The sequence below is a fragment of the Domibacillus aminovorans genome, assembly GCF_001643235.1.
GTDB classification, from domain to species: domain Bacteria; phylum Bacillota; class Bacilli; order Bacillales; family Domibacillaceae; genus Domibacillus; species Domibacillus aminovorans.
In genome coordinates this window covers 1-23638 of record NZ_LQWY01000012.1, presented here as the reverse complement: position 1 = coordinate 23638, position 23638 = coordinate 1, and the positions used below count along the sequence as shown (strand labels likewise).

Genomic DNA, 23638 nt, shown 5'->3' with positions numbered 1-23638 from the left:
ACAATGTTAGAACAACTTTCATGGAAAGTAGGAGGACAACAAGGAGAAGGGATTGAAAGCACCGGGGAAATTTTCTCCACGGCCCTGAACCGCCTCGGCTACTATCTGTACGGATACCGTCATTTCTCATCCCGTATTAAAGGCGGACATACAAATAACAAAATTCGCGTCGGTATAACGAAAGTAAGTGCGATAGCGGATGACCTTGATATTCTTGTTGCATTTGACCAAGAAACAATCGATGTCAATTATCAAGAACTTCATCAAGATGGGATTATCATGGCCGATACAAAATTTAAACCAGTGAAACCGGCTAATACAAAAGCGGCGTTTTACGCGGTTCCATTTACAGAAATCGCGACAGAACTTGGCACGTCTCTCATGAAAAACATGGTCGCGGTCGGTGCAACGTGTGCGATCATCAACCTCGATGTATCGGTATTTCTCGACGTTGTTGAAGAAATCTTCGGCCGTAAAGGGGAAAAGGTTGTTCAAAAAAATATGGAGGCCATTCAACAGGGCTATAACTATATGAAAGAAAAAATGGATGGACAGTCAAGCGTACTTGAACTGCCGGCAGCGGACGGAAATAAGCGTATGTTTATGATCGGCAACGACGCGATTGCACTCGGTGCGCTTGCAGCAGGTGTCCGCCTCATGCCAGCATACCCGATTACACCGGCTTCAGAAATTATGGAATACTTAATCAAAAAACTGCCGAAAGTCGGTGGTACTGTCATTCAAACGGAAGATGAAATTGCGGCAGCTACAATGGCGATCGGCGCGAACTACGGTGGGATCCGCTCATTTACAGCGTCTGCAGGTCCCGGTCTATCCCTCATGATGGAAGCCATTGGCTTATCTGGCATGACGGAAACACCACTTGTTGTGATTGATACACAACGTGGCGGACCATCGACCGGTCTTCCGACAAAACAGGAACAATCCGATTTAATGGCGATGGTTTACGGCACACACGGTGAAATTCCAAAAGTCGTGATCGCGCCGGGTACAGCAGAAGAAGGGTTCTATGATACAATTGAAGCCTTTAATATTGCTGAAGAATATCAAGTGCCAGTTATTATATTATCTGACTTGCAGCTATCTCTAGGTAAACATACAGTGGACAAGCTTGATTACAACAAAATTGACATTCGCCGTGGTAAACTTGTCACAGAAGGGCTGCCAGAAGTGGAAAATAAGGCGTACTTTAAACGATATGAAGTAACAGAAGATGGTGTGTCGCCGCGTGTCATTCCAGGTGTCGAAAACGGCATCCATCACGTAACCGGCGTTGAGCATGATGAAACAGGTAAACCGTCTGAATCACCGGCGAACCGGAAAGCGCAAATGGACAAGCGTATGCGCAAGTTGAATAACTTGCATACGACGTTCCCAAATCCGATCGAAAAAAATGTGAAACACGAAGAAGCAGATCTTCTGTTAATCGGTTTTAACTCAACAGGCGGTGCGATTGAAGAAGCGATGGTGCGTTTAGAGGCTGATGGAGTGAAAGTAAACCATGCGCGTGTCCGGCTTATTCATCCATTCCCAACGGATGAAATGTTACCATTAATCGAATCAGCGAAACATGTCGCCGTCGTGGAAAACAACGCAACGGGCCAACTGGCAAGCATCATTAAAATGAATGTCGGCTACCCGCAAAAAATTAAAAGTGTTTTGAAATATGACGGCAATCCATTCCAGCCGCATCATATTGTTGATAGCAGCAAGGAGTTGATCTAATCATGGCAACATTTAAAGAATTCCGTAATAACGTAAAACCAAACTGGTGCCCAGGCTGTGGTGACTTCTCGGTGCAGGCAGCGATTCAGCGTGCTGCAGCGAATGTTGGCTTAACACCGGAAAACTTAGCTGTTATTTCTGGCATTGGCTGTTCTGGCCGTATTTCTGGCTACATTAACTCATACGGACTTCACGGCATTCACGGCCGCGCGCTTCCGATTGCGCAGGGCGTTAAAATGGCAAACAAAGACTTAACGGTTATTGCCTCAGGGGGGGATGGTGACGGCTTTGCCATCGGTATGGGTCACACGATTCATGCAATGCGCCGTAACATCGACTTGACGTATATCGTTATGGACAACCAAATTTACGGATTAACGAAAGGTCAGACGTCTCCGCGTTCAGCAGCTGGATTCAAAACAAAATCCACTCCGCAAGGTTCCATCGAACAGACGCTCTCTCCTATGCAGTTAGCCGTCACAACAGGTGCAACATTTGTCGCACAAAGCTTTTCGACGGACTTGAAAGACTTAACAGCCATCATCGAGGCAGGCCTTAATCATAAAGGTTTCTCCTTGATTAACGTCTTCAGCCCCTGTGTGACCTATAACAAAGTGAACACGTATGACTGGTTTAAAGAAAACTTAACGAAGCTTGCAGACATCGAAGGCTATGATCCATCGAGCCGTGAAGGTGCAATCAATACATTGATGCAGCACGACGACTTAGTGACAGGCATCATTTATCAAAATAAAGAACGCCCTTCTTATCAGCAGCTCGTCAATGGCTATTCGGAAGAGCCACTCGCGCATGCCGATTTGAAAATGGATGAAGCCGCATTTAATGAGCTTTTGAAAGAGTTTATGTAATTTTCTTGACGCAGAGAATTCAAATCTCTGCGTCTTTTTCGTCTGTTTGCTTGAGCCCATTGTTTCTACGTTATATACTAAAGGAATGTGCACGATAGTTTAGCAAGATCGGAAAGGGGATTTACGATGAACGAAGAACAGCGAAAAGACGGGCAACAAGCGATTAATCCATCGGACAAAAAATCCGACAAGGATTACAGCAAGTATTTTGAAACCGTTTATACACCACCTTCGTTGAAAGAGGCGAAAAAGCGTGGAAAAGAAGAAGTCACGTATCACCATGACTTTAAAATTGATGAACGGTTTCAAGGAATGGGCAGAGAACGAAACTTTTACATTCGTACGTACGGATGCCAAATGAATGAACACGATACAGAAGTGATGGCGGGCATTTTCATGGCGCTCGGTTATAAGGCTGTCCATACGCCAGAAGAAGCAGACGTTATCTTATTGAATACGTGCGCTATTCGCGAAAACGCAGAAAATAAAGTATTTGGAGAACTCGGTTTTTTAAAGCAGCTAAAACGAGATAATCCAAATCTATTACTCGGCGTCTGCGGCTGCATGTCACAGGAAGAATCCGTCGTCAATAAAATTTTGAAATCGTATCATCACGTCGATATGATTTTCGGTACGCATAACATTCACCGTTTACCAGAAATTTTAAATGAAGCGTATTTATCGAAGGAAATGGTCGTCGAAGTGTGGTCAAAAGAAGGCGACGTGATTGAAAACTTACCGAAAGTGCGCCGCGGCAACATTAAAGCGTGGGTGAACATTATGTACGGCTGCGATAAGTTTTGCACGTACTGCATCGTCCCATATACGCGCGGGAAAGAGCGAAGCCGCCGTCCGGATGAAATCATTCGGGAAGTGCGCCATCTAGCTGCACAAGGGTATCAAGAAGTGACATTGCTTGGTCAAAACGTCAATGCGTACGGAAAAGATCTTGACGATATGAAGTATGGTCTCGGAGAATTAATGGATGAAATTCGTCATATCGGTATTCCGCGCGTCCGCTTTATGACGAGCCATCCGCGTGATTTTGATGACCAGTTAATCGAAGTGCTGGCCAAAGGCGGCAATTTAATGGATCACATTCATTTGCCTGTACAATCAGGTTCAACGGACGTGTTAAAAATTATGGCACGTAAATACACACGTGAGGGCTATCTGGAACTCGTACGTAAAATTAAAGCAGCGATCCCGAATGTGACGCTGACAACGGATATTATCGTAGGCTATCCAAATGAAACGGATGAGCAATTTGAAGAAACGATGTCGCTTTACCGTGAAGTCGGCTTCGAACTTGCATACACATACATTTACTCACCGCGTGAAGGAACACCGGCGGCAAAGATGGTTGACAATGTACCGATGGAAGTGAAAAAAGCACGTCTTCAACGTTTAAATGCACTTGTTAATGAGCTTGCCGGTGAATCAATGAAGAAATACGAAGGGCAAGTTGTTGATGTATTAATCGAAGGCGAAAGCAAAAAGAACCCGGATGTTTTAGCGGGCTACACGTCGAAAAGCAAGCTCGTCAATGTAAAAGCACCAAAGTCAGCGATTGGGAAAATTATTCCGGTGAAAATTACGGAAGCAAAAACGTGGTCGCTTGATGGAGAAGCAGTAGAAATTCAAAAAATGGCCGGGGTGAACTAATATGGAAAAAGCAATCTACACAAAAGATGACATTATTGCAAAAGCAACAGAAATTGCAGACATGATTTCAGCAACGGAAGAAGTGGAATTTTTTAAGCAGGCAGAAGCGAAAATTCATGAAAATCAAAAGCTGCGTGAAAAAATGGCGAGCTTAAAAAGCTTACAAAAACAAGCGGTAAACTTCCAGCATTACGGCAAAGAATCGGCTTTAAAAATGGTTGAAGAAAAAATCGAAAAAATTGAAACAGAACTGGATGAAATGCCCATTGTCCAGCAGTTCAAGCAATCTCAAACGGATGTAAATGAAATTTTACAAATGGTTGCAACGGCGATTTCAAACAAAGTAACGGACAATATTCTTGAAGAAACGGGCGGCGATTTGCTTAGAGGCGAAACCGGCGCACAAGTTCAAAATAGCACACCAGGCAGCTGCTAAAGAGCTGCATATCCCGCTGCGGTCATCGTGGCGGGATTTTTTTGCGCGGAAAAAATGGCGAACAGAAACGGAATACTGTGCGAATAATTTTCATGGGCACCACACTTACACATGCTGCATACAATACAGAGACTAACAAAGGGAGGGACGCACATCTTGAGTCAATATCGCGAAATTATCACGAAGTCCGTCGTCGCCAAAGGCCGGAAGTACACGCAGACGCATCATGCTGTTTTGCCGCCTAATAAGCCGTCCGGCATTCTCGGTTGCTGGATCATTAACCATGAGTACAAGGCCAAGAAAAACGGTCACAAAACAGAGGTGTTTGGCACGTACGAGATCAACGTCTGGTACTCTTATCACAACCATACGAAAACAGCTGTCGTAACGGAAAAAGTGGACTATAAAGATGTGATTAAGCTTTCATATCGTGATGATGACTGCAATGGAGATGACGACGTCTGGGTGAAAGTCATTCAGCAGCCAAACTGCCAGGAAGCGGTTATTAGCGATTGTGGCACGAAAATTAATGTGCAGGCCGAACGGGAGTTGACGGTGGAAGTAACCGGTGACACAAAAATAACGGTGTCTGTCCATGAGTTTGAAGACGAGTGGGACTGCGAGCGGGAAACGGCTGAGGAGCATCATCACTAAAATGCGCTGCGGGGAACAGACTGTTTTCCCGCTTTTTTTCTATGTGCTATACTAACAGAAGAAGACCAACAGAGAGGGATTAAACATGGCACACTATACTCCAATGATTCAACAATATTTGCGTGTGAAGGCAGACTATGAAGATGCCTTTTTATTTTTTCGCATGGGCGATTTTTATGAAATGTTTTTTGATGATGCGCAAAAAGCAAGTCAAATACTTGAAATTACTTTAACGTCACGTGAAGGCGGCAGTCAGGACCGGATTCCGATGTGCGGCGTGCCCTATCATTCGGCGAAGGGATACATAGAACGACTCATTGCAGCAGGACATAAAGTCGCGATTTGCGAACAACAAGAGGATCCGAAACAGGCGAAAGGTGTGATTAAACGAGAAGTCGTACAAGTCATAACACCTGGCACAATGATGGAGGGCGCAGGGATTCAAGAGAAAGAAAACCACTATCTTGCTTCATTTGAGCAGTCAGGCAATGACTATGCTGTTGCGGCCGCCGACTTAACAACCGGCGAATGCCGTACGGCTGTTTTTCATTCATTTGACAGCGCACTGCACGAGCTCGCTGCCTATGGTGTAAAAGAAATCATTATGAATAGCGCATGGAATGCGGAAGACCTGAAGAAAATCAATGACCGTTTTGGAGCGGTTATTTCGATTGAAGAGAATACAGATGAGTTTGAATTTGACGCGCTTTTAACAAAATTAACGCATTCCTTAACTCGAAAAGCGTCCGTCCGTCTTTATCATTATCTCCATCGGACGCAAAAGCGAAATCTCGATCATTTGCAGCCGGCAGAACAGTACGAAATCCGCGATCATATGAATATCGATTATTATTCCAAGCGTAATCTTGAGCTGACCGAAACGATTCGTTCAAAAGGGAAAAAAGGGTCGCTTTTATGGCTGCTTGATGAAACGAAAACAGCGATGGGGGGACGGCTGCTTAAGCAGTGGATCGATCGTCCTCTTTTGAACGAAAAAGACATTAACCGCCGTCTCGGCATAGTTGAAACGTTTATAGCCTCTTTTTTCGAGCGTGAAGAACTGCGCGAACAGCTAAAAGAAGTGTATGATCTTGAGCGTCTTGCAGGGCGTGTAGCGTTTGGCAATGTGAATGCACGCGATCTTGTTCAGCTGAAAAAATCACTCGGCCAAATTCCGCGTTTAACCGACTTATTGAAAAAAATTAATAGGGATGCCGTACAGCAATTAGCGGACAAGCTTGATCCATGTACCGAGCTTTTTGATCTGCTCGAAAGTGCGATCATTGCCGAGCCTCCGATTTCTGTGAAAGAAGGCGGCATGATTGCAGACGGATTTCATCCGCAGCTTGATGAATACCGTGATGCCGCGCGTAATGGCAAACAATGGATCGCGGAACTGGAAAAAGAAGAACGGGAAAAAACGGGAATTAGGTCGTTGAAAATTGGCTATAACCGCATTTTTGGCTATTACATTGAAGTGACGAAAGCGAATCTTGGCTTGCTTGAAGAAGGCCGCTATGAGCGGAAACAAACGTTGGCGAACTGTGAGCGGTTTGTGACGCCAGAATTAAAAGAAAAAGAGACGCTTATTTTAGAAGCGAATGATAAAATGATGGAACTCGAATATGAACTCTTTACACAGTTGCGTGAAAAGGTGAAAGAGTTTATTCCACGATTGCAAAACTTGGCTCGGACGGTCAGTGAAATTGACGTGCTCCAATGTTTTGCCGCTATTAGTGAATCGCGCCGGTTCGTGCGTCCTGTTTTTTCAACAGACCGGACGATGATTATCGAAGAAGGCCGCCATCCGGTCGTGGAAAAAGTGATGGACGCCCAGCTTTTCGTACCCAATCATTGCTTTATGGGACCGAAACGCGATATGCTGCTCATCACCGGTCCAAATATGTCTGGGAAAAGTACGTACATGCGGCAAGTGGCAATCATTGTGATTTTGGCGCAAATTGGCTGTTACGTACCGGCTGATAAAGCCATATTGCCTGTATTTGATCAAATATTTACCCGGATCGGAGCGGCAGACGATTTAGTTTCAGGACAAAGTACGTTTATGGTGGAAATGTTGGAAGCGAAACATGCGATTGTGAATGCGACAGACCGATCACTCATTTTATTTGATGAAATTGGCCGTGGTACGTCAACCTATGATGGGATGGCACTTGCACAGGCGATGATCGAATACATTCATACAAACATTCAGGCGAAAACGTTATTTTCAACACATTATCACGAATTAACTGTGCTTGATCAGTCACTCGAGCATGTGCAAAATGTGCATGTCACCGCCGCTGAACAAGAGGGGAAAGTCGTTTTTTTGCACAAAGTAAAAGACGGGGCTGCGGATAAAAGTTACGGCATTCATGTCGCGCAATTAGCCGGTCTTCCAGATACGGTCATCACACGTGCGGATGAGCTGCTGCACTCGTTCGAAAGTAAAGAAAACAAGCCTGAAATAATTAACGAAGGACAGTTATCTTTTTTTAAAGAAGAACTAGTATCAAAGCCTACACTAAAAGAAGATAAAACAATCGTTTCGAAGCTACTAAGCTATGACATTATGGAAATGACACCGATGGAAGCGATGAATACATTATATGCCTTGCAAAAATCAGCAAAAAAGTCAGCAAACTGAGTAAAGTGGCCGTAAACTGAGTAAATACTCCGCAAACTGAATCAATCGCTACACAAAATGAAGTCATAAAATGAGGTGATAAAATGGGCATCATCATTCAGCTCAATGAATCGCTGTCGAATAAAATTGCCGCTGGTGAAGTTGTCGAGCGTCCAGCATCGGTCGTGAAAGAATTAACGGAAAATGCGCTTGATGCCGAAAGTACAGTCATTGAAATTGATGTAGAAGAAGCGGGCCTCACTTCGATCCGGGTTTCAGATAATGGAGCGGGAATGGAAAACGACGACGTTGAACGTGCTTTTTACCGTCATGCGACGAGTAAAATTAAAGATGAAGATGATCTATTCCGTATTCGTACACTCGGCTTTCGCGGCGAAGCATTGCCGAGCATTGCATCTGTCTCAGATTTAACGATGACAACTTCAACGGGTGAAAATGCCGGCACGGAAATTATTCTTTCCGGAGGGGTCGTTCAATCTAAAAAACCAGGACCCGCACGGAAAGGAACAGAAATAATTGTGTCCAATTTATTTTTCAACACACCGGCACGTTTGAAATATATGAAAAGTGTGCATACCGAACTTGGAAACATTACAGACGTTGTCAACCGGATCGCGCTCAGCCGGCCGGACGTATCATTTCGTCTTCGCCATAATGGCCGTGAACTGCTGAAAACGAATGGAAATGGTGATGCGAAGCAAGTCATCGCTGCGATTTACGGCATCAATATTGCCAAAAATATGATACCAATTAACGCTAGATCACTCGACTTTGAATTGTCCGGATTTCTTTCATTGCCGGAGGTGACGAGAGCTTCCCGCAATTACATGTCGATGATGGTCAATGGGCGGCTTATCAAAAATTTCAAAGTATCGAATGCTATTTTAGAAGGATATCACACGTTTTTGCCGATCGGCCGCTATCCAATCGTGCTCGTCAATATGAAAATGGACCCGCTGCTTGTCGATGTCAACGTACATCCATCCAAACTTGAAGTCCGTTTCAGCAAAGAGCAGGAGCTATGCGCGCTTTTATCAACAGCCATTAAAGACGCGCTGCGAAAAGAAACGCTCATTCCAGATGCTCTGCCGACGTTAAAAAAACGCAAAGATTTCACCGAGCAGCGAGCCTTTCAATTTGAGGCACCGAGGCCGAAAAAGCCTGCTATGCCGCCAAAAAAAGAAGTGGAAAAGCTTTATAGGCCCGAATTTTATAATCAACCGGTGAAAGAAACGATACCAGTGATTGAAACCGTCACGATCCATGATCGGGAAGAACCTTCAAAAGAACGGATGCCGCCGCTTTATCCAATCGGTCAAATGCATGGCACCTACATTTTCGCGCAAAATGAAAATGGGTTGTACATGATCGATCAGCACGCTGCTCAAGAACGGATAAAATATGAATATTTTCGTGAAAAAGTGGGGCAGATTGAAAACGAACTGCAAGAATTACTCATTCCAATAACATTTGATTTTTCTGCAGATGAGTATTTGAAAATTGAAGAAAACCGTGTATTCCTTGAAGAAGTCGGTGTCTTTCTAGAACCGTTCGGTGATAAGTCGTACATTGTTAAAGCGCATCCGTCCTGGTTTCCAACAGGAGAAGAGCGCGATGTGATTGAAGAAATGATTGAAGAAGTGCTTCAGATGAAAAAGCCGGATGTGAAAAAAATTCGTGAGGAAGCGGCTATTTTAATGAGCTGCAAAGGCTCGATTAAAGCGAACCGTCATTTGCGAAATGATGAAATTGAGCAGCTATTAAATGATTTGCGTGAAAGCGAAGATCCATTCACGTGTCCACATGGCCGTCCGATTATGATCCATTTGTCAACTTATGATATTGAAAAAATGTTTAAACGCATTATGTAAAAAGGGAGGAGCAGAAAAAGGGCGTGATCTCGTACAGTAGATCAAGCCCTTTTTCATTAAGCATTAAACAATGCGTACTCTGGTAAGGGAATCCCTTTTTTTGTTAAATATTTTTCAATATGCTCAACTGTTTTTCGCAAAATCGCGACGCGTGCATATTTCTTATCATTTCCTTCAATAACGTGCCATGGTGCATAGTCGTGATGGGTTCGACGCAGCATTTCTTCCGCTGCTTCTATATACGAATCCCATTTATTTCGGTTGCGCCAATCTTCATCGGTAATCTTCCATCGCTTAAGCGGATTATTTTGCCGTTCTTCAAATCGTTTCAGCTGCTCATCTTTTGAAATTTGCAGCCAGAATTTCATCATAATGTACCGGTCATCCGTTATTAATTTCTCGAAACCGTTTATTTCATCATACGCGCGCTTCCATTCTTCCTTCTCCGCAAATCCTTCAATGCGCTCGACCAAAACGCGCCCATACCATGACCGGTCAAAAATCGTCAATTGTCCGTACTGTGGAATTTTCCGCCAGAATCGCTGCATGTAATGATAGCGCCTTTCATGCGGTGCCGGTGCGGATATCGGATGAACAGCTATGCCGCGCGGATCGAGTTCTGCGGTCATTCGTCTGATCGCACCGCCTTTTCCGGCTGCATCCATCCCTTCCATAATGACGATTAAGCTGATTTTTTCACGGAATAATAGCTGCTGCAAACTGAGCAAGCGGCGCTGGTATTTTTCAAGTTCTGCTTGATACTCTTTTTTCGCGTCGATGTGCTTGTCCTGTTTTAATTTATTTAACTTCACTTCCATATGTATGCATCGCCTCCTTTTTTTATCATACCCGAAAAAAAGGCTCTTTGAACAAACAAAAAATATTTGACACCGCTTCCAATAGCGTGTAGGATAAACAGTTGTTTTAACAAGGAGGGATTTTCGCATGGAAAAGTATATTTTATCCATTGACCAGGGAACGACAAGTTCACGGGCGATTTTATTTAATAAAAAAGGCGAAATCGTTCATTCCGTACAAAAAGAATTTACACAATATTTTCCGCACCCAGGCTGGGTTGAGCACGATGCGAATGAGATTTGGGGGTCTGTTTTATCCTGTATAGCAACGGTGTTAACTGAAAAAGAGATCCGGGCCAGTCAGATCGAAGCGATTGGCATTACGAATCAGCGTGAAACAGCGGTAATCTGGGATAAAGAAACGGGCCGGCCGATTTATCATGCGGTTGTCTGGCAGTCGCGTCAGACAGCGGACATTTGCGCCGAGTTAAAACAAAAGGGGTATGAACAGACATTTCGTGATAAAACAGGTCTTCTTATCGATCCATATTTTTCTGGAACGAAAGTAAAATGGATTCTTGATCAAGTGGAAGGAGCCCGTGCGCTGGCTGAACAAGGAAAATTACTGTTTGGGACAATGGATACGTGGCTCATTTGGAAATTAACGGACGGCGCGGCGCACGTCACCGATTATTCGAACGCAGCGCGTACATTACTGTTCAACATTCACACACTTGAATGGGATCAGGAATTGCTTCATATATTGAATATACCAGAAGCATTATTGCCGGACGTGCGTCCGTCATCATCTATATATGGAACGACCGCGCCGATTCATTTTTTCGGTCAAAAAATTCCGGTTGCAGGAGCCGCGGGTGATCAGCAGGCCGCTTTGTTCGGACAAGCATGTTTTGAAAAAGGAATGGCGAAAAACACATACGGAACGGGTTGTTTCATGCTCATGAACACCGGTGAGGAAGCGATTAAGTCTGAACATGGCTTATTGACAACGATCGCATGGGGCATTGATGGAAAAGTCGAGTATGCACTTGAAGGCAGTATTTTCGTCTCGGGTTCTGCGATTCAGTGGCTTCGAGATGGGCTTCGCATGTTAAAAAACGCGAGTGACAGCGAGCAATATGCAGAACGGGTATCGTCAACGGATGGTGTCTATGTCGTACCGGCATTTGTCGGACTTGGCACCCCATATTGGGAAAGTGACGTGCGCGGTGCGGTATTCGGTTTGACACGCGGTACAGAAAAAGAACATTTCATTCGTGCGGTGCTTGAATCTCTTGCCTATCAAACGAAAGATGTACTGGAAGTGATGGAAGCCGATTCCGGCATTTCATTAAAAACGCTCCGTGTTGATGGTGGTGCGGTTATGAATGCCTTTTTAATGCAATTCCAGAGTGATCTGCTCAATGTGCCTGTTGAACGGACGAAAATTAATGAAACGACTGCACTCGGCGCAGCCTATTTAGCCGGTCTAGCGGTTGGTTTCTGGAGTGACCGTACAGAAATTGCCCGTAATTGGCAGGTGGAGCGTACATTTGAACCAAGCATAGAAGAAGCCGTTCGTAATGAATTGTACAGCGGATGGAAAAAAGCAGTGAAAGCAGCTATTGCTTTTCAATAATGGTACTGATCCATTACACATACGTTCATACAATGTCCGGAGAATTGAAGAGGTCTGGAAAGCGAAACAGCGATGACTGTTTCGGCTATTCAGGTCTTTTTATTGTCTTTTTAGGGTACATAATAAGACGAGGGGATGAGAAGATGAACTTTTCCAATAAAAACCGTGCAGAAAAAATAAACATGATGAAAATCGAACCGTTTGATGTACTCATTATCGGCGGCGGCATTACGGGTGCTGGGATTGCACTCGATGCAGTGATGCGCGGGATGAAGACAGCGCTTATTGATATGCAGGACTTTGCAGCGGGTACGTCTAGCCGCTCAACAAAGCTTGTGCACGGCGGGCTTCGCTATTTAAAACAGTTTGAAGTAAAAATGGTTGCAGAAATCGGGAAAGAACGGGCGATTGTGTATGAAAATGGACCGCACGTGACAACACCGGAGTGGATGCTTTTGCCGCTGCACGAAGGAGGCACATTCGGGAAATATACAACGTCCGCTGCACTGCATGTATATGACTTATTAGCCGGCGTCAAGCGGTCTGAACGTCGTTCCATGCTTTCGGTCTCTGAAACAATGAAAAAAGAACCGCTCGTTAAAGAAGCCGGTTTAAAAGGTAGCGGCTACTACGTTGAATATCGAACAGACGATGCAAGATTAACGATTGAAGTGATAAAAAAAGCGATGGAAAAAGGTGCTCTTTGTTTGAACTACGTGAAGGCGGCCGAGTTTCATTATGAAAACGGACGTGTAGCAGGAATTGAAGCGGTTGATCAAATCGATGGCAGCCGCTTTACCATTTCAGCTAAAAAGGTCATTAATGCATCAGGCCCTTGGGCAGATTCCGTCCGAAAAAAAGATGGCGGTGAAAATGGCAAGCATTTGCGTCTCACAAAAGGGGTTCATATCGTCATAGATGAGTCTGTGTTCCCGCTTCAACAGGCCATTTATTTCGATACAACAGACAGACGGATGGTGTTTGCGATTCCGCGCGATGGCAAAACGTATATCGGCACGACGGATACGTTTTATGACCGTGATCCAATCCGCCCGGATGTGACAGCGGAAGACCGTGCATATTTGCTTGAAGCGATCCGATTCATGTTCCCATCTGTTAATGTGAACGAGTCGAACATTGAATCTTCATGGTCAGGCGTGCGGCCGCTTATTTATGAAGAGGGAAAAGACCCGTCGGAAATTTCACGCAAAGATGAAATTTGGGAATCAGAGACAGGTTTATTGACGATTGCCGGCGGGAAATTGACAGGCTACAGGAAAATGGCAGAAACGATTATGGAGCGCGTGGCAAAATGGTTTAAAGAAGAACACTCCATTTTATTTAGCCCGTCCGAAACGAAACATTTGCCGATTTCAGGCGGTGACGTCGGCGGTTCGGCGAAGTTTCAGGCGTATGTTCAAGAAAAAATAGCCACTGGCATGGAGAAAGGGTTCTCGAAAGAAGAGGCAAAGACACTCGTTAATAAGTACGGTTCGAACGTAGATAAATTATTTGCTCATAAGAAGGAAAATAGCCCGATGCCTAATGTGCTTTACGCGCAGCTCATGTATGCGATAGAGGAAGAAATGGCATACACACCGGCTGACTTTTTCATTCGTCGTATTAGTGCGCTTTTGTTCGATTTGAAAACAGTTCTTGACTATAAAGAAATATGCACGGATATTTTAGCTGATCATTTTAACTGGTCACAGGCAGAAAAAGAAAAGCACATTGCGGAATTAGAAGCGGAAATCGCCGCCTGTTCTTAAACATAGGGATCCGTTATAATAAGGAGACTGATATGGAGAAGGCTGTGAGACATATGACGAAAGAAAAAGTGGCGGTCATTATTGGACCGACTGCATCTGGAAAAACGGACTTAAGTATTTTTATTGCGAAACAGTTAAACGGTGAAATTATAAGTGGTGACTCGATGCAAATTTATCGAGGACTCGATGTTGGAACGGCGAAAGTGACGAAAAAAGAAATGGATGGTGTGCCGCATCATTTAATTGATATAAAAAATGTGGACGAACCATTTTCAGCTGCTGAATTTCAACAGCTGGCGCGGGAGAAAATAGCGGATATTCATGCGCGGGGCAAATTGCCGATTATTTGCGGCGGAACGGGGCTATACATTCAATCTGTTTTATATGATTATCAGTTTGCACAGGATGGCAACGATGAGACGATCCGTAAAGAATTAGAAAAAGAGGCAGACAACATCGGTGCAGAGGCCATTCATGAAAAGCTGCGTGCGGTTGATCCTATATCTGCCCAGTCCATTCACCCGAACAATGTACGCCGAACAATTCGTGCACTCGAAATTTTTCATACGACCGGCCGGCCGGCATCTAAGCAGCGAAGCAGTAAAAAACCGGATGAGAAATACGACAGTGCCATCGTCGGGTTGACAATGGATCGGGTTATGTTATATGAACGGATTAACAAACGGGTCGATCTGATGATGGAATCTGGACTGTTAGAGGAAGCAGAAAGGTTGTATGACCTCGGATTAAAAGACGTCCCAGCTGTTCAAGCGATTGGCTATAAAGAATTGTTTGGCTATATAAAAGGCGAGCAGCAGTTGGATGAAGCAGTGAATCTATTAAAACAAAATTCGCGCCATTATGCGAAGCGGCAGTTGACATGGTTCCACAATAAAATGAACATTGAATGGGTGGACATGACAGATGCAGCATTGCGCGATGAAAAAAAACAACAAATTTGCGCGTTGCTGGCAGGAAAGCTGAATCTAAGATAGAATAAGTATTAATGGATACAGATAGAAAGAGGAGGACGAAGCATGAAACAGCCAATTAACATTCAAGATCAATTTTTAAACCAGCTGCGCAAAGATAGCACAATGGTCACGGTTTTTTTATTGAATGGATTCCAGCTCCGCGGACTTATTAAAGGATTTGATAATTTTACGGTACTGGTTGAAACAGATGGCAAACAGCAGCTCGTTTACAAACATGCCATTTCGACATTTGCTCCTCAGCGCAGCGTCAGTTTAAATTTTGATGAAGTCAGCTTACAATTGGATAAATAATGACGATGTGAATGAAGGGCCCGCATAGATGCGGGTCTTTTTTTTATTTCTAAGCATACAATTGAAGGAAAAGGGGGCTGTTGGCATGAAGCAGATCAATCAACCAGGCCGCATTCATGTCGTCTTTCAGCCGAAAGAAAAAACGCCGCTGGCAGCAGAACCAGAATGGTACCGTCATCCTGCCCACGAGGTACTTCTCGATATTGAAAAAGAGATGGAACAGTTGATCGGCCTTGCCGATTTAAAAATACTCGTTCGTGAATTATATGCAACAGCTTATATAAATCAAAAGCGAATCGAAGCAGGCATTCAAGCGAAAGGGCAAATGCTTCATATGCTCTTTACAGGCAATCCAGGCACAGGAAAAACGACGGCTGCCCGCATTATCGCCTCGATGTTTAAACGGCTTCGTATTCTTGAAAAAGGACATTTTATTGAAGCGGAACGGGCTGATCTCGTCGGAGAATACATCGGCCACACAGCGCAAAAAACACGGGATCTCGTAAAAAAAGCGCTGGGCGGTGTGCTGTTTATTGATGAAGCCTATTCACTTGCACGTGGCGGCGAAAAGGATTTTGGCAAAGAAGCGATCGATACGCTTGTGAAGCAAATGGAAGATCATCAAAATGACTTTATTTTAATTTTAGCGGGATATCCAAGGGAAATGGCACACTTTTTAACGCTTAATCCAGGGTTGCAATCTCGTTTTCCCATTACACATCATTTTGCCGATTACACGGTGGATGAACTGTACCAAATAGCAGAACAGAGCGCGCACGAAAAATGGTACGACATCGATTCGGCAGCGAAACCGATTTTGATGGAAAAGATAGCTGAAGAAAAAAGAAAGCAAGGATTTCGTTTTGCGAATGGCCGTAACATACGGACGATGATCGAGAAAGCCGCAAGAAAGCAGGCGATTCGTTTAATGAAACAGACGATGCATTCGAAAAAGGATTTGAGACTATTAAAAGGGGAAGATTTTGAATTGTCGAAATAATGACGTATGTGGTAAAATGTCGAAAAGGATGATGATAATGAAAAAGAAACCCGTTAAAGAAAGAATCATTGAAACGGCCTTAATTATGTTTGAACAACATGGTTACCACGGTGTGACCGTCGATCAGATTGTCGATGAATGTGGTACGTCAAAAGGCGGCTTTTATCACAATTTTAAATCAAAAGATGAACTGCTTTATCATATTCACGACGTATTTATTTCGTATTTACTTAATAAAGCGAAGGAATCACACGATAAAGAAACCGATCCTGTGTCGAGGTTATGTGCCATCATCACATCATTTACAAGAATTTTTGACTTGTACAAACCGCATATTACGGTATTCTATCAGGAGAGTACGTATTTGAAAGGTGATTTTGAAGAGCGAATTAATGAAAAACGGGATGAATACCGCAAACTGCTTCTTCAGGTCATTCGAGATGGGCAGTCTACCGGTGATTTTCGTCAAGAAGTACCCGCTGAAATTTCTACAATGGCGATTATGGGTATCATTAACTGGATGTATAAATGGTTTAAAAAAGATGGAGAACTGTCCATTGAAACGATCGCCCACATCTTCAACGATATGATGATTCATTCTTTGCTGACAGAAGAAGCGATGAAATCAGGAAGAGGCGACAGATTTTTATTGAAAACAGAGCCAGTGTGATCTAGGCTCTGTTTTTGTACGTGGACCAAGCCCTTCGTACCTATTCATCTTACTCATTTTCTGCGTGTCGGCAAAAGAAAAAGCACCTGCTGAATCTCGGCGAATGCTAAAGATTATCGTTTCATTGTTCGTTTGGGTAAATACCAGCTATATTTATAGGAAAGAATACGTAAAACCGTTATGAATAGGAATAAAATAAAGATTTGTGCGGGTGACTGTACAATGTTTAGTGCAATGAACATGCCGGCAAGCGCCGCCCACACACCGTACACCTCATTTCGTAAAAGAGTTGGTTTCCGCTGAGCAAGCACATCGCGGACAAGTCCGCCGCCACTTCCGGTTAACACCGCTGCCATGACAACGGCACTGAGCGGATGCCCCATGCCTACTGCGTATAACGCGCCTTGAATAGCAAACGCAGACAACCCAATCGCATCAAATAAGTTGCCCCATATAGGCCAGTAGCGGAGCAGGTTTTGTGGAAATAGAACGATTGCTGTTATCGATAATATCGCTATCGTAAAAAATTCACCTTGTTCCCATAAAGTTGAAACAGGAACATCGATTAATAAGTTTCGGATCGCTCCACCGCCAAATGCGGTAATCATTCCTAATACATATATGCCAAATAAATCGTATTCTTCTTCCATTGCAACAATTGCGCCTGAAATCGCAAAGGCAAACGTTCCAATGATTGTTAACACATCCCATGTAATATCCATTCTGAGCCTTCTTTCATTCAACGTGTAAAATGTTCGGCTTTATTATAATCCATCATTCGACGAACGGCTATTTTTCTTTTAAGAAAACGGTGATTTTGCTATGATGGAAAAAGTGAACAAGAAAGAAGGATTATAACGATGACTAGTATATTTGATTTACTAAAAAATGGAGCTCTTATTCGTGAAAAAGCAGAGGAAGCGGAACGGAAAATTGCGACTGTTCATGAACAAGTAGAACAGATGGCGGAATACAATCAATTTCGCGTTTTGCAAAGCTTTCAAAAAAACCAGGTGAGCGATTTTCATTTTACGCCGTCTACTGGATACGGGTATGACGATTCAGGCCGCGATACACTTGAACGTGTATATGCAGATGTATTTGGCGGTGAAAGTGCGCTCGTGCGTCCGCAAATTATTTCTGGCACACATGCCATTACGATCTCTCTGTTCGGCATTTTACGCCCGGGCGACGAGCTGCTCTACATTACCGGAAAACCGTACGATACGCTCGATGATATTATTGGCATACGAGAACCATCAAACGGATCGTTGCGGGAATTTGGTATTACATACAAGCACGTTGATCTCAATGAAAACGGACGACCTGATTTTGAAAAAATTCGTACAAGCATTACAGATAAAACAAAAATGATTGCGATTCAGCGTTCCAAAGGCTACGCGGTCAGACCTTCTTTTACGATAGAAGAAATCGGTGAAATGTGCCGCTTTGTAAAGGACATTAAACCATCTGCGGTCGTCTTTGTTGACAATTGTTACGGTGAATTTGTTGAAAAAAAAGAACCGCTTCATGTAGGAGCTGATCTGATTGCAGGCTCATTAATTAAAAACCCAGGAGGCGGTCTTGCCAAAATAGGGGGCTACATCGCGGGGAAAAAAGAATATGTAGAAAGCTGTTCTTATCGTATGACATCGCCGGGAATTGGTGCAGAAGCAGGAGCAAGTCTTTACAGTCTTCAAGAAATGTATCAAGGATTCTTTCTCGCGCCGCACGTCGTGGCAGAAAGTTTAAAAGGGGCGATTTTCACCTCGGCGCTGTTAGAGCTATTTGGTATGAAAACAATGCCATCATGGAGAGAGGAGCGCACTGATCTTATTCAAGCCGTTCAGTTTGATGATCGGGACAAAATGATCGCGTTTTGTCAGGCGATTCAATATGCCTCACCGGTTAACTCACACGTTACGCCATCCCCAGCGTATATGCCGGGCTATGAGGACGATGTTATTATGGCAGCTGGCACCTTTATACAAGGAGCGAGTATTGAACTCACCGCAGATGGTCCATTGCGTCCACCGTATGCAGCGTATGTGCAGGGAGGGCTCACATATGCACATGTGAAAATTGCCGTAATAAGTGCGATCGATCATTTAATTGAAAAAAATCAGATATAAAGAAAAAATTTCTCCTTTTTTAAGGAGAAATTTTTCGTGTTATAAAATATAACATTGTATTGACAAATTAAGTGACATCAATTAAAGTAAAAGCATCAGATAAAGAGGAGGGGAAAACATGAGCAGCCATATTCGCCGGACAATGCCACTTTTTCCAATGGGAACCGTTATGAAACTTACTGATTTATCTGCAAGGCAAATTCGCTATTATGAGCAGCATCATTTAATTACCCCGGATCGTTCTGAAGGAAACCGGCGACTTTATTCATTGAACGATATTGACCGTCTTCTTGAAGTAAAAGACTTACTCGACCAAGGTATTAATATGGCCGGGATTAAAAAAATTTTACTAAAAGATGAATCACAGGCAGAAAAATTGGAAACAAAAGAAAGTAGTGCAAAACCGAAGAAAGAGTTCACTGACGAAGAACTGCGGAAGCTGCTCCGGAAGGAATTAATCAATGCTGGACGTTTCAATCGCTCTTCAGAAGTGGAGAGACGGTTTTTCCACTAATCTTTTGCCATATAAGGTTTTACATTTTTGAGGAGGAGTGAATGAACATGAGCAAGTATACTCGCGAAGACATTAAACGATTGGCTGGAGAAGAAAACGTGAAATTTATCCGCCTTCAATTTACGGATATTCTAGGTACAATTAAAAACGTTGAAATTCCAGTGAGCCAACTTGATAAAGCACTCGACAATAAAATGATGTTTGACGGATCTTCCATTGAAGGTTTTGTCCGCATTGAAGAATCAGACATGAACCTTTATCCGGATCTTGACACATGGGTTGTATTCCCTTGGACAGCTGAAAAAGGAAAAGTGGCGCGTCTTATCTGTGATATTTATATGCCGGATGGCACACCATTCGCAGGAGACCCGCGTACAAACTTGAAGCGTGTGTTAAAAGAAATGGAAGAGCTTGGTTTCACAAATTTCAACCTTGGGCCTGAGCCTGAATTCTTCCTCTTCAAATTGGATCAGAATGGTGACCCGACACTTGAGCTAAATGATAACGGTGGTTACTTTGACCTTGCGCCGACCGATCTTGGTGAAAACTGCCGCCGCGACATCGTGCTTGAGCTTGAAGAGATGGGCTTTGAAATTGAAGCATCTCACCATGAAGTAGCACCTGGTCAGCATGAAATCGACTTTAAATATGCTGATGTTGTGACGGCATGTGATGAGATCCAAACGTTTAAATTGGTTGTTAAAACAATTGCCCGTAAACATGGTTTGCACGCAACGTTTATGCCAAAACCATTGTTCGGTGTTAACGGTTCTGGTATGCACTGCAACATGTCTTTATTTAAAGAAGGCAAAAATGCATTCTTCCAAGAAGACGGTCAACTTCAAATGAGTGAAACAGCATACCAATTCATCGCGGGCACACTTAAACATGCAGAAGCATTCACAGCAATTACAAACCCAACTGTTAACTCATACAAGCGTCTCGTACCTGGTTATGAAGCACCTTGCTACGTCGCATGGTCCGGCCAAAACCGCAGCCCATTAATCCGTATCCCGGCTTCACGTGGAATGAGTACACGCGTAGAAGTGCGCAGCGTGGACCCGGCAGCGAATCCATACCTTGCTATGGCTGTTCTGTTGAAAGCCGGCCTTGACGGAATCAAAAACCAATTGACTCCGCCGCCAGCAGTAGACCGCAACATCTATGCAATGGATAAAGAAGAGCGCGAAGCAGAAGGTGTACGTGACCTTCCAGCAACACTTGCTGCGGCACTTGAAGCTCTTAAAAATAGCAGCACGATCAAAGATGCACTTGGCGAACACATCCTCGAGCATTTCATTGAAGCGAAAGAAATTGAATGGGATATGTTCCGCACACAAGTACACCCTTGGGAACGTGAACAATACCTTACAACATTCTAATCAGCTGAACCCCTTGAGCCGTATGGCTTTAAGGGGTTTTTTGAACCGGTCAAATACCAGTCTTTTAGCGAAAGGAAAGCGCGTTGACCGGAATTTGACCGGTTTTATTTTCAAAACAATATTTATTCAAGCATTCCCTTTGTATAATCTTCAAACCGGTTCATCTGATCTTGTTCCATCTTTTTAGAAACATGCGCATATACATCGGCTGTGATCGACATGCTACCATGACCTAAACGCTCCTGAATATATTTCATATCAGCTCCGGCTTCCAGCTGTAGAACAGCATGAGTATGCCGCAGAGAATGGATTGGTAGAGAGGGAAGGTCTGCTTGTTTCAATATACGGGCAAACGCATTAAATAACGTTGACTGTGGCATGAAATTGCCATCATCACGGCATAGGACAAGATTTAAATCATGATGATACTGTTCTCCAAATACGAGCTTATGCTGATTTTGATGCTTGATATGGTGCTGTAACGCCTGAACAAGTGGTTGACTGATAGTGATGACCCGATTCGAGCGATATGTTTTTGTGTTACCGAATAACTCATCTTTCGTTTTTACCTTAAAATCCAACGTTTCGTTGATGCTGATTGTCTGCTCTTTAAAGTTGATGTCGGATCATTTCAAGGCAGCGGCTTCCCCTTTACGCATCCCCGTTTCAATTAACACTCTGAAAAAGATCCAGTAAATATATCCGTACTGCCGCGCGGTTTTTAAAAAGGGAGGAATATGCTGATTTTCTAAGAATTGAAACTCTCTCTTTTTATGTTCTCCTTTAATCGTGGCCCCTTCACAGGGGTTTTTTTCAAGTTTTTCGAGCGTAACAGCTTTGTTCATGGCGTTATACATTGTGCTGTGTACAATTTCAACGGCCCGTTTGCTGTATTGGTTTGAAAGACCATTTAAGAATTTCTGATACATGATCGGTTTTACCTTGATCAGTAAAACGTTTTTAAAGTGTGGAAGGATATGATTCCGGATATTTGCTTCATGCAGGTTGAATGTATTTTTGCGGATCGTACCCTTTTTAAATTCATGTAGCCATTCGTGCAGGTAAGCCTTTAAGGTAATATCGGTTTGTTCAAAACCTTCCCCGAGTTGTTTTTCTATTTCATGCGCAGCAAGCTGTGCTTCCTTCTTTGTCTTAAAGCCGCCTTTTGATTTCTCTTTTGACATGTTCGTGATCGGATCCACGTAGCTGATCCGATATTGCCAAGAGTCTCCGCGTTTTCTGAAAAATGCCATGTTTATATCTCCTTTCAATTCGTGTGCAACCTTTAGTTCAGCAGTGTATTGTTTTCATTGGAACAATGTAAGTAGGGTGATGGGACAAGTAATTATAAAAACATATGTTCTTTTGGGTGTAAAGGAAAAAACCTGTCTCAAAAAGGGACAGGTTGGTGAGAATTAATGTGCGTTTTCGTACAGACCAAAGTGATCTCCTCTTTTCCATTTAAACAACCAATATGTATAAGCGGGCAAGTACCTGGACAGAATGGATGAAAAAAGAAAGAAAGGTAAGTTAATACGATGCTTTCATTCTTTAAACAAAAGAAAAACAGAAGCAATCCACAACAGCCAAAAGAAGAGATCTATGCACAGAAACAAAAGAAAAACAGAAGCGATCCACAACAGCCAAAAGAAGAGATCTATGCACAGAAGTCTTCTGTCATGATCGACTTTTCTCTCTCCAAAAATCTGGAGGACATCAAACGAATCACTGGAAACAGCCCGGATATTGTCATTCGAAAAGTCAAAATCGGCTATCAGGCAAAAACGGACGCCGCGGTTCTTTTTGTGAAAGGACTCGTAGACAGTCGAGCCGTGGACGAATTCTTCATTGAGTCGATCATGAAGAGCAATCATTTACAGGAAAAACGTACTCCTGAAGACCTGATGGGTCTGATCACGGATGAGGTCGTTCCGCTCGGTCAAGTTCAATCGATGCGTAACCAGGAGGAAATCGTCGACACTTTAATGGCGGGCAATACCCTCATTCTGATTGATGGAATCGACGAAGTGCTGACAGCTGGTACACAGGGCGGGGAAAAACGAGCCATTCAAGAGCCGACGACGCATATTTCGATCCGTGGATCCAAAGAAGGATTTACAGAAACCAACGAAACAAACATCGCCATGGTTCGCCGAATTATTAAAAGCCCGGATTTATGGGTGGAATCGATGACAATCGGACAAATGACGAAAACAGACGTTTCCATTATGTACCTAAAAGGCATAGCGAAAGAGGACGTCGTGAAAGAAGTGCGTACACGATTAAACAGAATTGACATTGACGGTATCCTTGAATCCGGCTATATCGAACAATTGATTGAAGATCAGACCATGACGCCCTTCCCGACGATTGATAACACGGAAAGGCCTGATATGGTCGCGGCCAATCTTCTGGAAGGAAGGATCGCGATTTTGATTAACGGAACGCCGTTTGTGCTTCTTGTTCCCGCTCTTTTCGTTGGATTTTTCCAGACTATTGAAGACTATAGCATGCGTTTTGATATCGCCAATGGCCTCCGCTTTTTACGCGTCCTTGCTTTC

The 23638-nt window shown here is 43.5% G+C and carries 19 protein-coding genes and 1 pseudogene; 17 read left to right on the top strand and 3 right to left on the bottom strand.

Translation table 11 applies throughout. The features are described 5' to 3' along the window. Positions 1-3 precede the first annotated feature (3 nt). The 7 genes from AWH49_RS05250 to mutL all read left to right on the top strand — a co-directional run bounded on the left by AWH49_RS05250 (position 4) and on the right by mutL (position 9888). Positions 4-1746 carry a 2-oxoacid:acceptor oxidoreductase subunit alpha gene (locus AWH49_RS05250; RefSeq protein ID WP_063964893.1) on the top strand — a complete coding sequence of 581 codons (1743 nt, stop codon included), beginning with the start codon at positions 4-6 and terminating at the stop codon, positions 1744-1746. Positions 1747-1748: 2 nt separating this feature from the next. Continuing rightward, positions 1749-2615 carry a 2-oxoacid:ferredoxin oxidoreductase subunit beta gene (locus tag AWH49_RS05245; protein WP_018392418.1) on the top strand — a complete coding sequence of 289 codons (867 nt, stop codon included), beginning with the start codon at positions 1749-1751 and terminating at the stop codon, positions 2613-2615. 126 nt (positions 2616-2741) lie between these two features. Beyond that, on the top strand, positions 2742-4280 hold the full coding sequence (gene miaB, locus AWH49_RS05240) for a tRNA (N6-isopentenyl adenosine(37)-C2)-methylthiotransferase MiaB (protein WP_018392419.1): 1539 nt from the start codon (positions 2742-2744) through the stop codon (positions 4278-4280). Position 4281: 1 nt separating this feature from the next. Then, the gene (locus AWH49_RS05235) at positions 4282-4716 is read left to right on the top strand and encodes a YlbF/YmcA family competence regulator (protein ID WP_018392420.1); all 435 of its coding nucleotides are present in this window, start codon (positions 4282-4284) and stop codon (positions 4714-4716) included. Positions 4717-4872: 156 nt separating this feature from the next. Next, complete coding sequence (gene cotE / locus AWH49_RS05230; RefSeq protein ID WP_018392421.1) at positions 4873-5370, top strand: outer spore coat protein CotE; 498 nt, start codon at positions 4873-4875, stop codon at positions 5368-5370. A gap of 85 nt (positions 5371-5455) precedes the next feature. Then, positions 5456-8017: a DNA mismatch repair protein MutS gene (mutS, locus tag AWH49_RS05225; RefSeq protein WP_063964892.1), complete on the top strand. Its 2562-nt coding sequence runs from the start codon at positions 5456-5458 to the stop codon at positions 8015-8017. 83 nt (positions 8018-8100) lie between these two features. Next, a complete protein-coding gene (gene mutL / locus AWH49_RS05220) occupies positions 8101-9888 on the top strand; it encodes a DNA mismatch repair endonuclease MutL (RefSeq protein WP_063964891.1) in 1788 nt (595 codons plus the stop codon). Positions 9889-9944: 56 nt separating this feature from the next. Here the strand turns inward: mutL and AWH49_RS05215 are convergent, their stop codons facing one another. After that, the gene (locus tag AWH49_RS05215; protein WP_063964890.1) at positions 9945-10706 is read right to left on the bottom strand and encodes a polyphosphate kinase 2 family protein; all 762 of its coding nucleotides are present in this window, start codon (positions 10704-10706) and stop codon (positions 9945-9947) included. A gap of 127 nt (positions 10707-10833) precedes the next feature. Here AWH49_RS05215 and glpK point away from each other — a divergent pair, with 127 nt between their 5' ends. From glpK to AWH49_RS05185, 6 genes are all read left to right on the top strand, one after another. After that, positions 10834-12324, top strand: a complete 1491-nt coding sequence (glpK, locus tag AWH49_RS05210) for a glycerol kinase GlpK (protein WP_063964889.1) — start codon at positions 10834-10836, stop codon at positions 12322-12324. A 143-nt stretch (positions 12325-12467) separates the two neighbouring features. Beyond that, on the top strand, positions 12468-14093 hold the full coding sequence (locus AWH49_RS05205) for a glycerol-3-phosphate dehydrogenase/oxidase (protein ID WP_063964888.1): 1626 nt from the start codon (positions 12468-12470) through the stop codon (positions 14091-14093). Between the two features lie 44 nt (positions 14094-14137). Then, the gene (miaA, locus tag AWH49_RS05200; protein WP_227431844.1) at positions 14138-15088 is read left to right on the top strand and encodes a tRNA (adenosine(37)-N6)-dimethylallyltransferase MiaA; all 951 of its coding nucleotides are present in this window, start codon (positions 14138-14140) and stop codon (positions 15086-15088) included. Positions 15089-15130: 42 nt separating this feature from the next. Continuing rightward, positions 15131-15379 carry an RNA chaperone Hfq gene (gene hfq / locus AWH49_RS05195; protein WP_063964887.1) on the top strand — a complete coding sequence of 83 codons (249 nt, stop codon included), beginning with the start codon at positions 15131-15133 and terminating at the stop codon, positions 15377-15379. 85 nt (positions 15380-15464) lie between these two features. Further along, entirely contained in the window at positions 15465-16379 is a 915-nt protein-coding gene (locus tag AWH49_RS05190) for an AAA family ATPase (protein WP_082862684.1), read from the top strand. A gap of 37 nt (positions 16380-16416) precedes the next feature. Continuing rightward, a complete protein-coding gene (locus AWH49_RS05185) occupies positions 16417-17049 on the top strand; it encodes a TetR/AcrR family transcriptional regulator (RefSeq protein ID WP_063964886.1) in 633 nt (210 codons plus the stop codon). A 113-nt stretch (positions 17050-17162) separates the two neighbouring features. Here AWH49_RS05185 and AWH49_RS05180 read toward each other — a convergent pair whose 3' ends face one another. After that, positions 17163-17765, bottom strand: a complete 603-nt coding sequence (locus AWH49_RS05180; RefSeq protein ID WP_063965035.1) for a trimeric intracellular cation channel family protein — start codon at positions 17763-17765, stop codon at positions 17163-17165. A 144-nt stretch (positions 17766-17909) separates the two neighbouring features. Between AWH49_RS05180 and AWH49_RS05175 the strand changes: the two genes are divergently transcribed. The 3 genes from AWH49_RS05175 (at position 17910) to glnA (ending at position 21077) form a co-directional block, all read left to right on the top strand. Then, a complete protein-coding gene (locus AWH49_RS05175; RefSeq protein WP_425305696.1) occupies positions 17910-19181 on the top strand; it encodes a methionine gamma-lyase family protein in 1272 nt (423 codons plus the stop codon). A 118-nt stretch (positions 19182-19299) separates the two neighbouring features. Next, positions 19300-19695 (top strand): MerR family transcriptional regulator, encoded by a 396-nt coding sequence (locus AWH49_RS05170; RefSeq protein ID WP_034285445.1) that lies wholly within the window; start codon positions 19300-19302, stop codon positions 19693-19695. 47 nt (positions 19696-19742) lie between these two features. Then, on the top strand, positions 19743-21077 hold the full coding sequence (glnA, locus tag AWH49_RS05165; protein WP_063965033.1) for a type I glutamate--ammonia ligase: 1335 nt from the start codon (positions 19743-19745) through the stop codon (positions 21075-21077). Positions 21078-21199: 122 nt separating this feature from the next. Here the strand turns inward: glnA and AWH49_RS05160 are convergent. After that, a pseudogene (locus AWH49_RS05160) lies at positions 21200-22330 on the bottom strand (tyrosine-type recombinase/integrase). A gap of 285 nt (positions 22331-22615) precedes the next feature. Between AWH49_RS05160 and AWH49_RS05155 the strand changes: the two are divergent. Then, positions 22616-23638, top strand: a 1023-nt coding sequence (locus AWH49_RS05155; protein ID WP_169815975.1) for a spore germination protein, incomplete at its 3' end; no start/stop codon positions are given.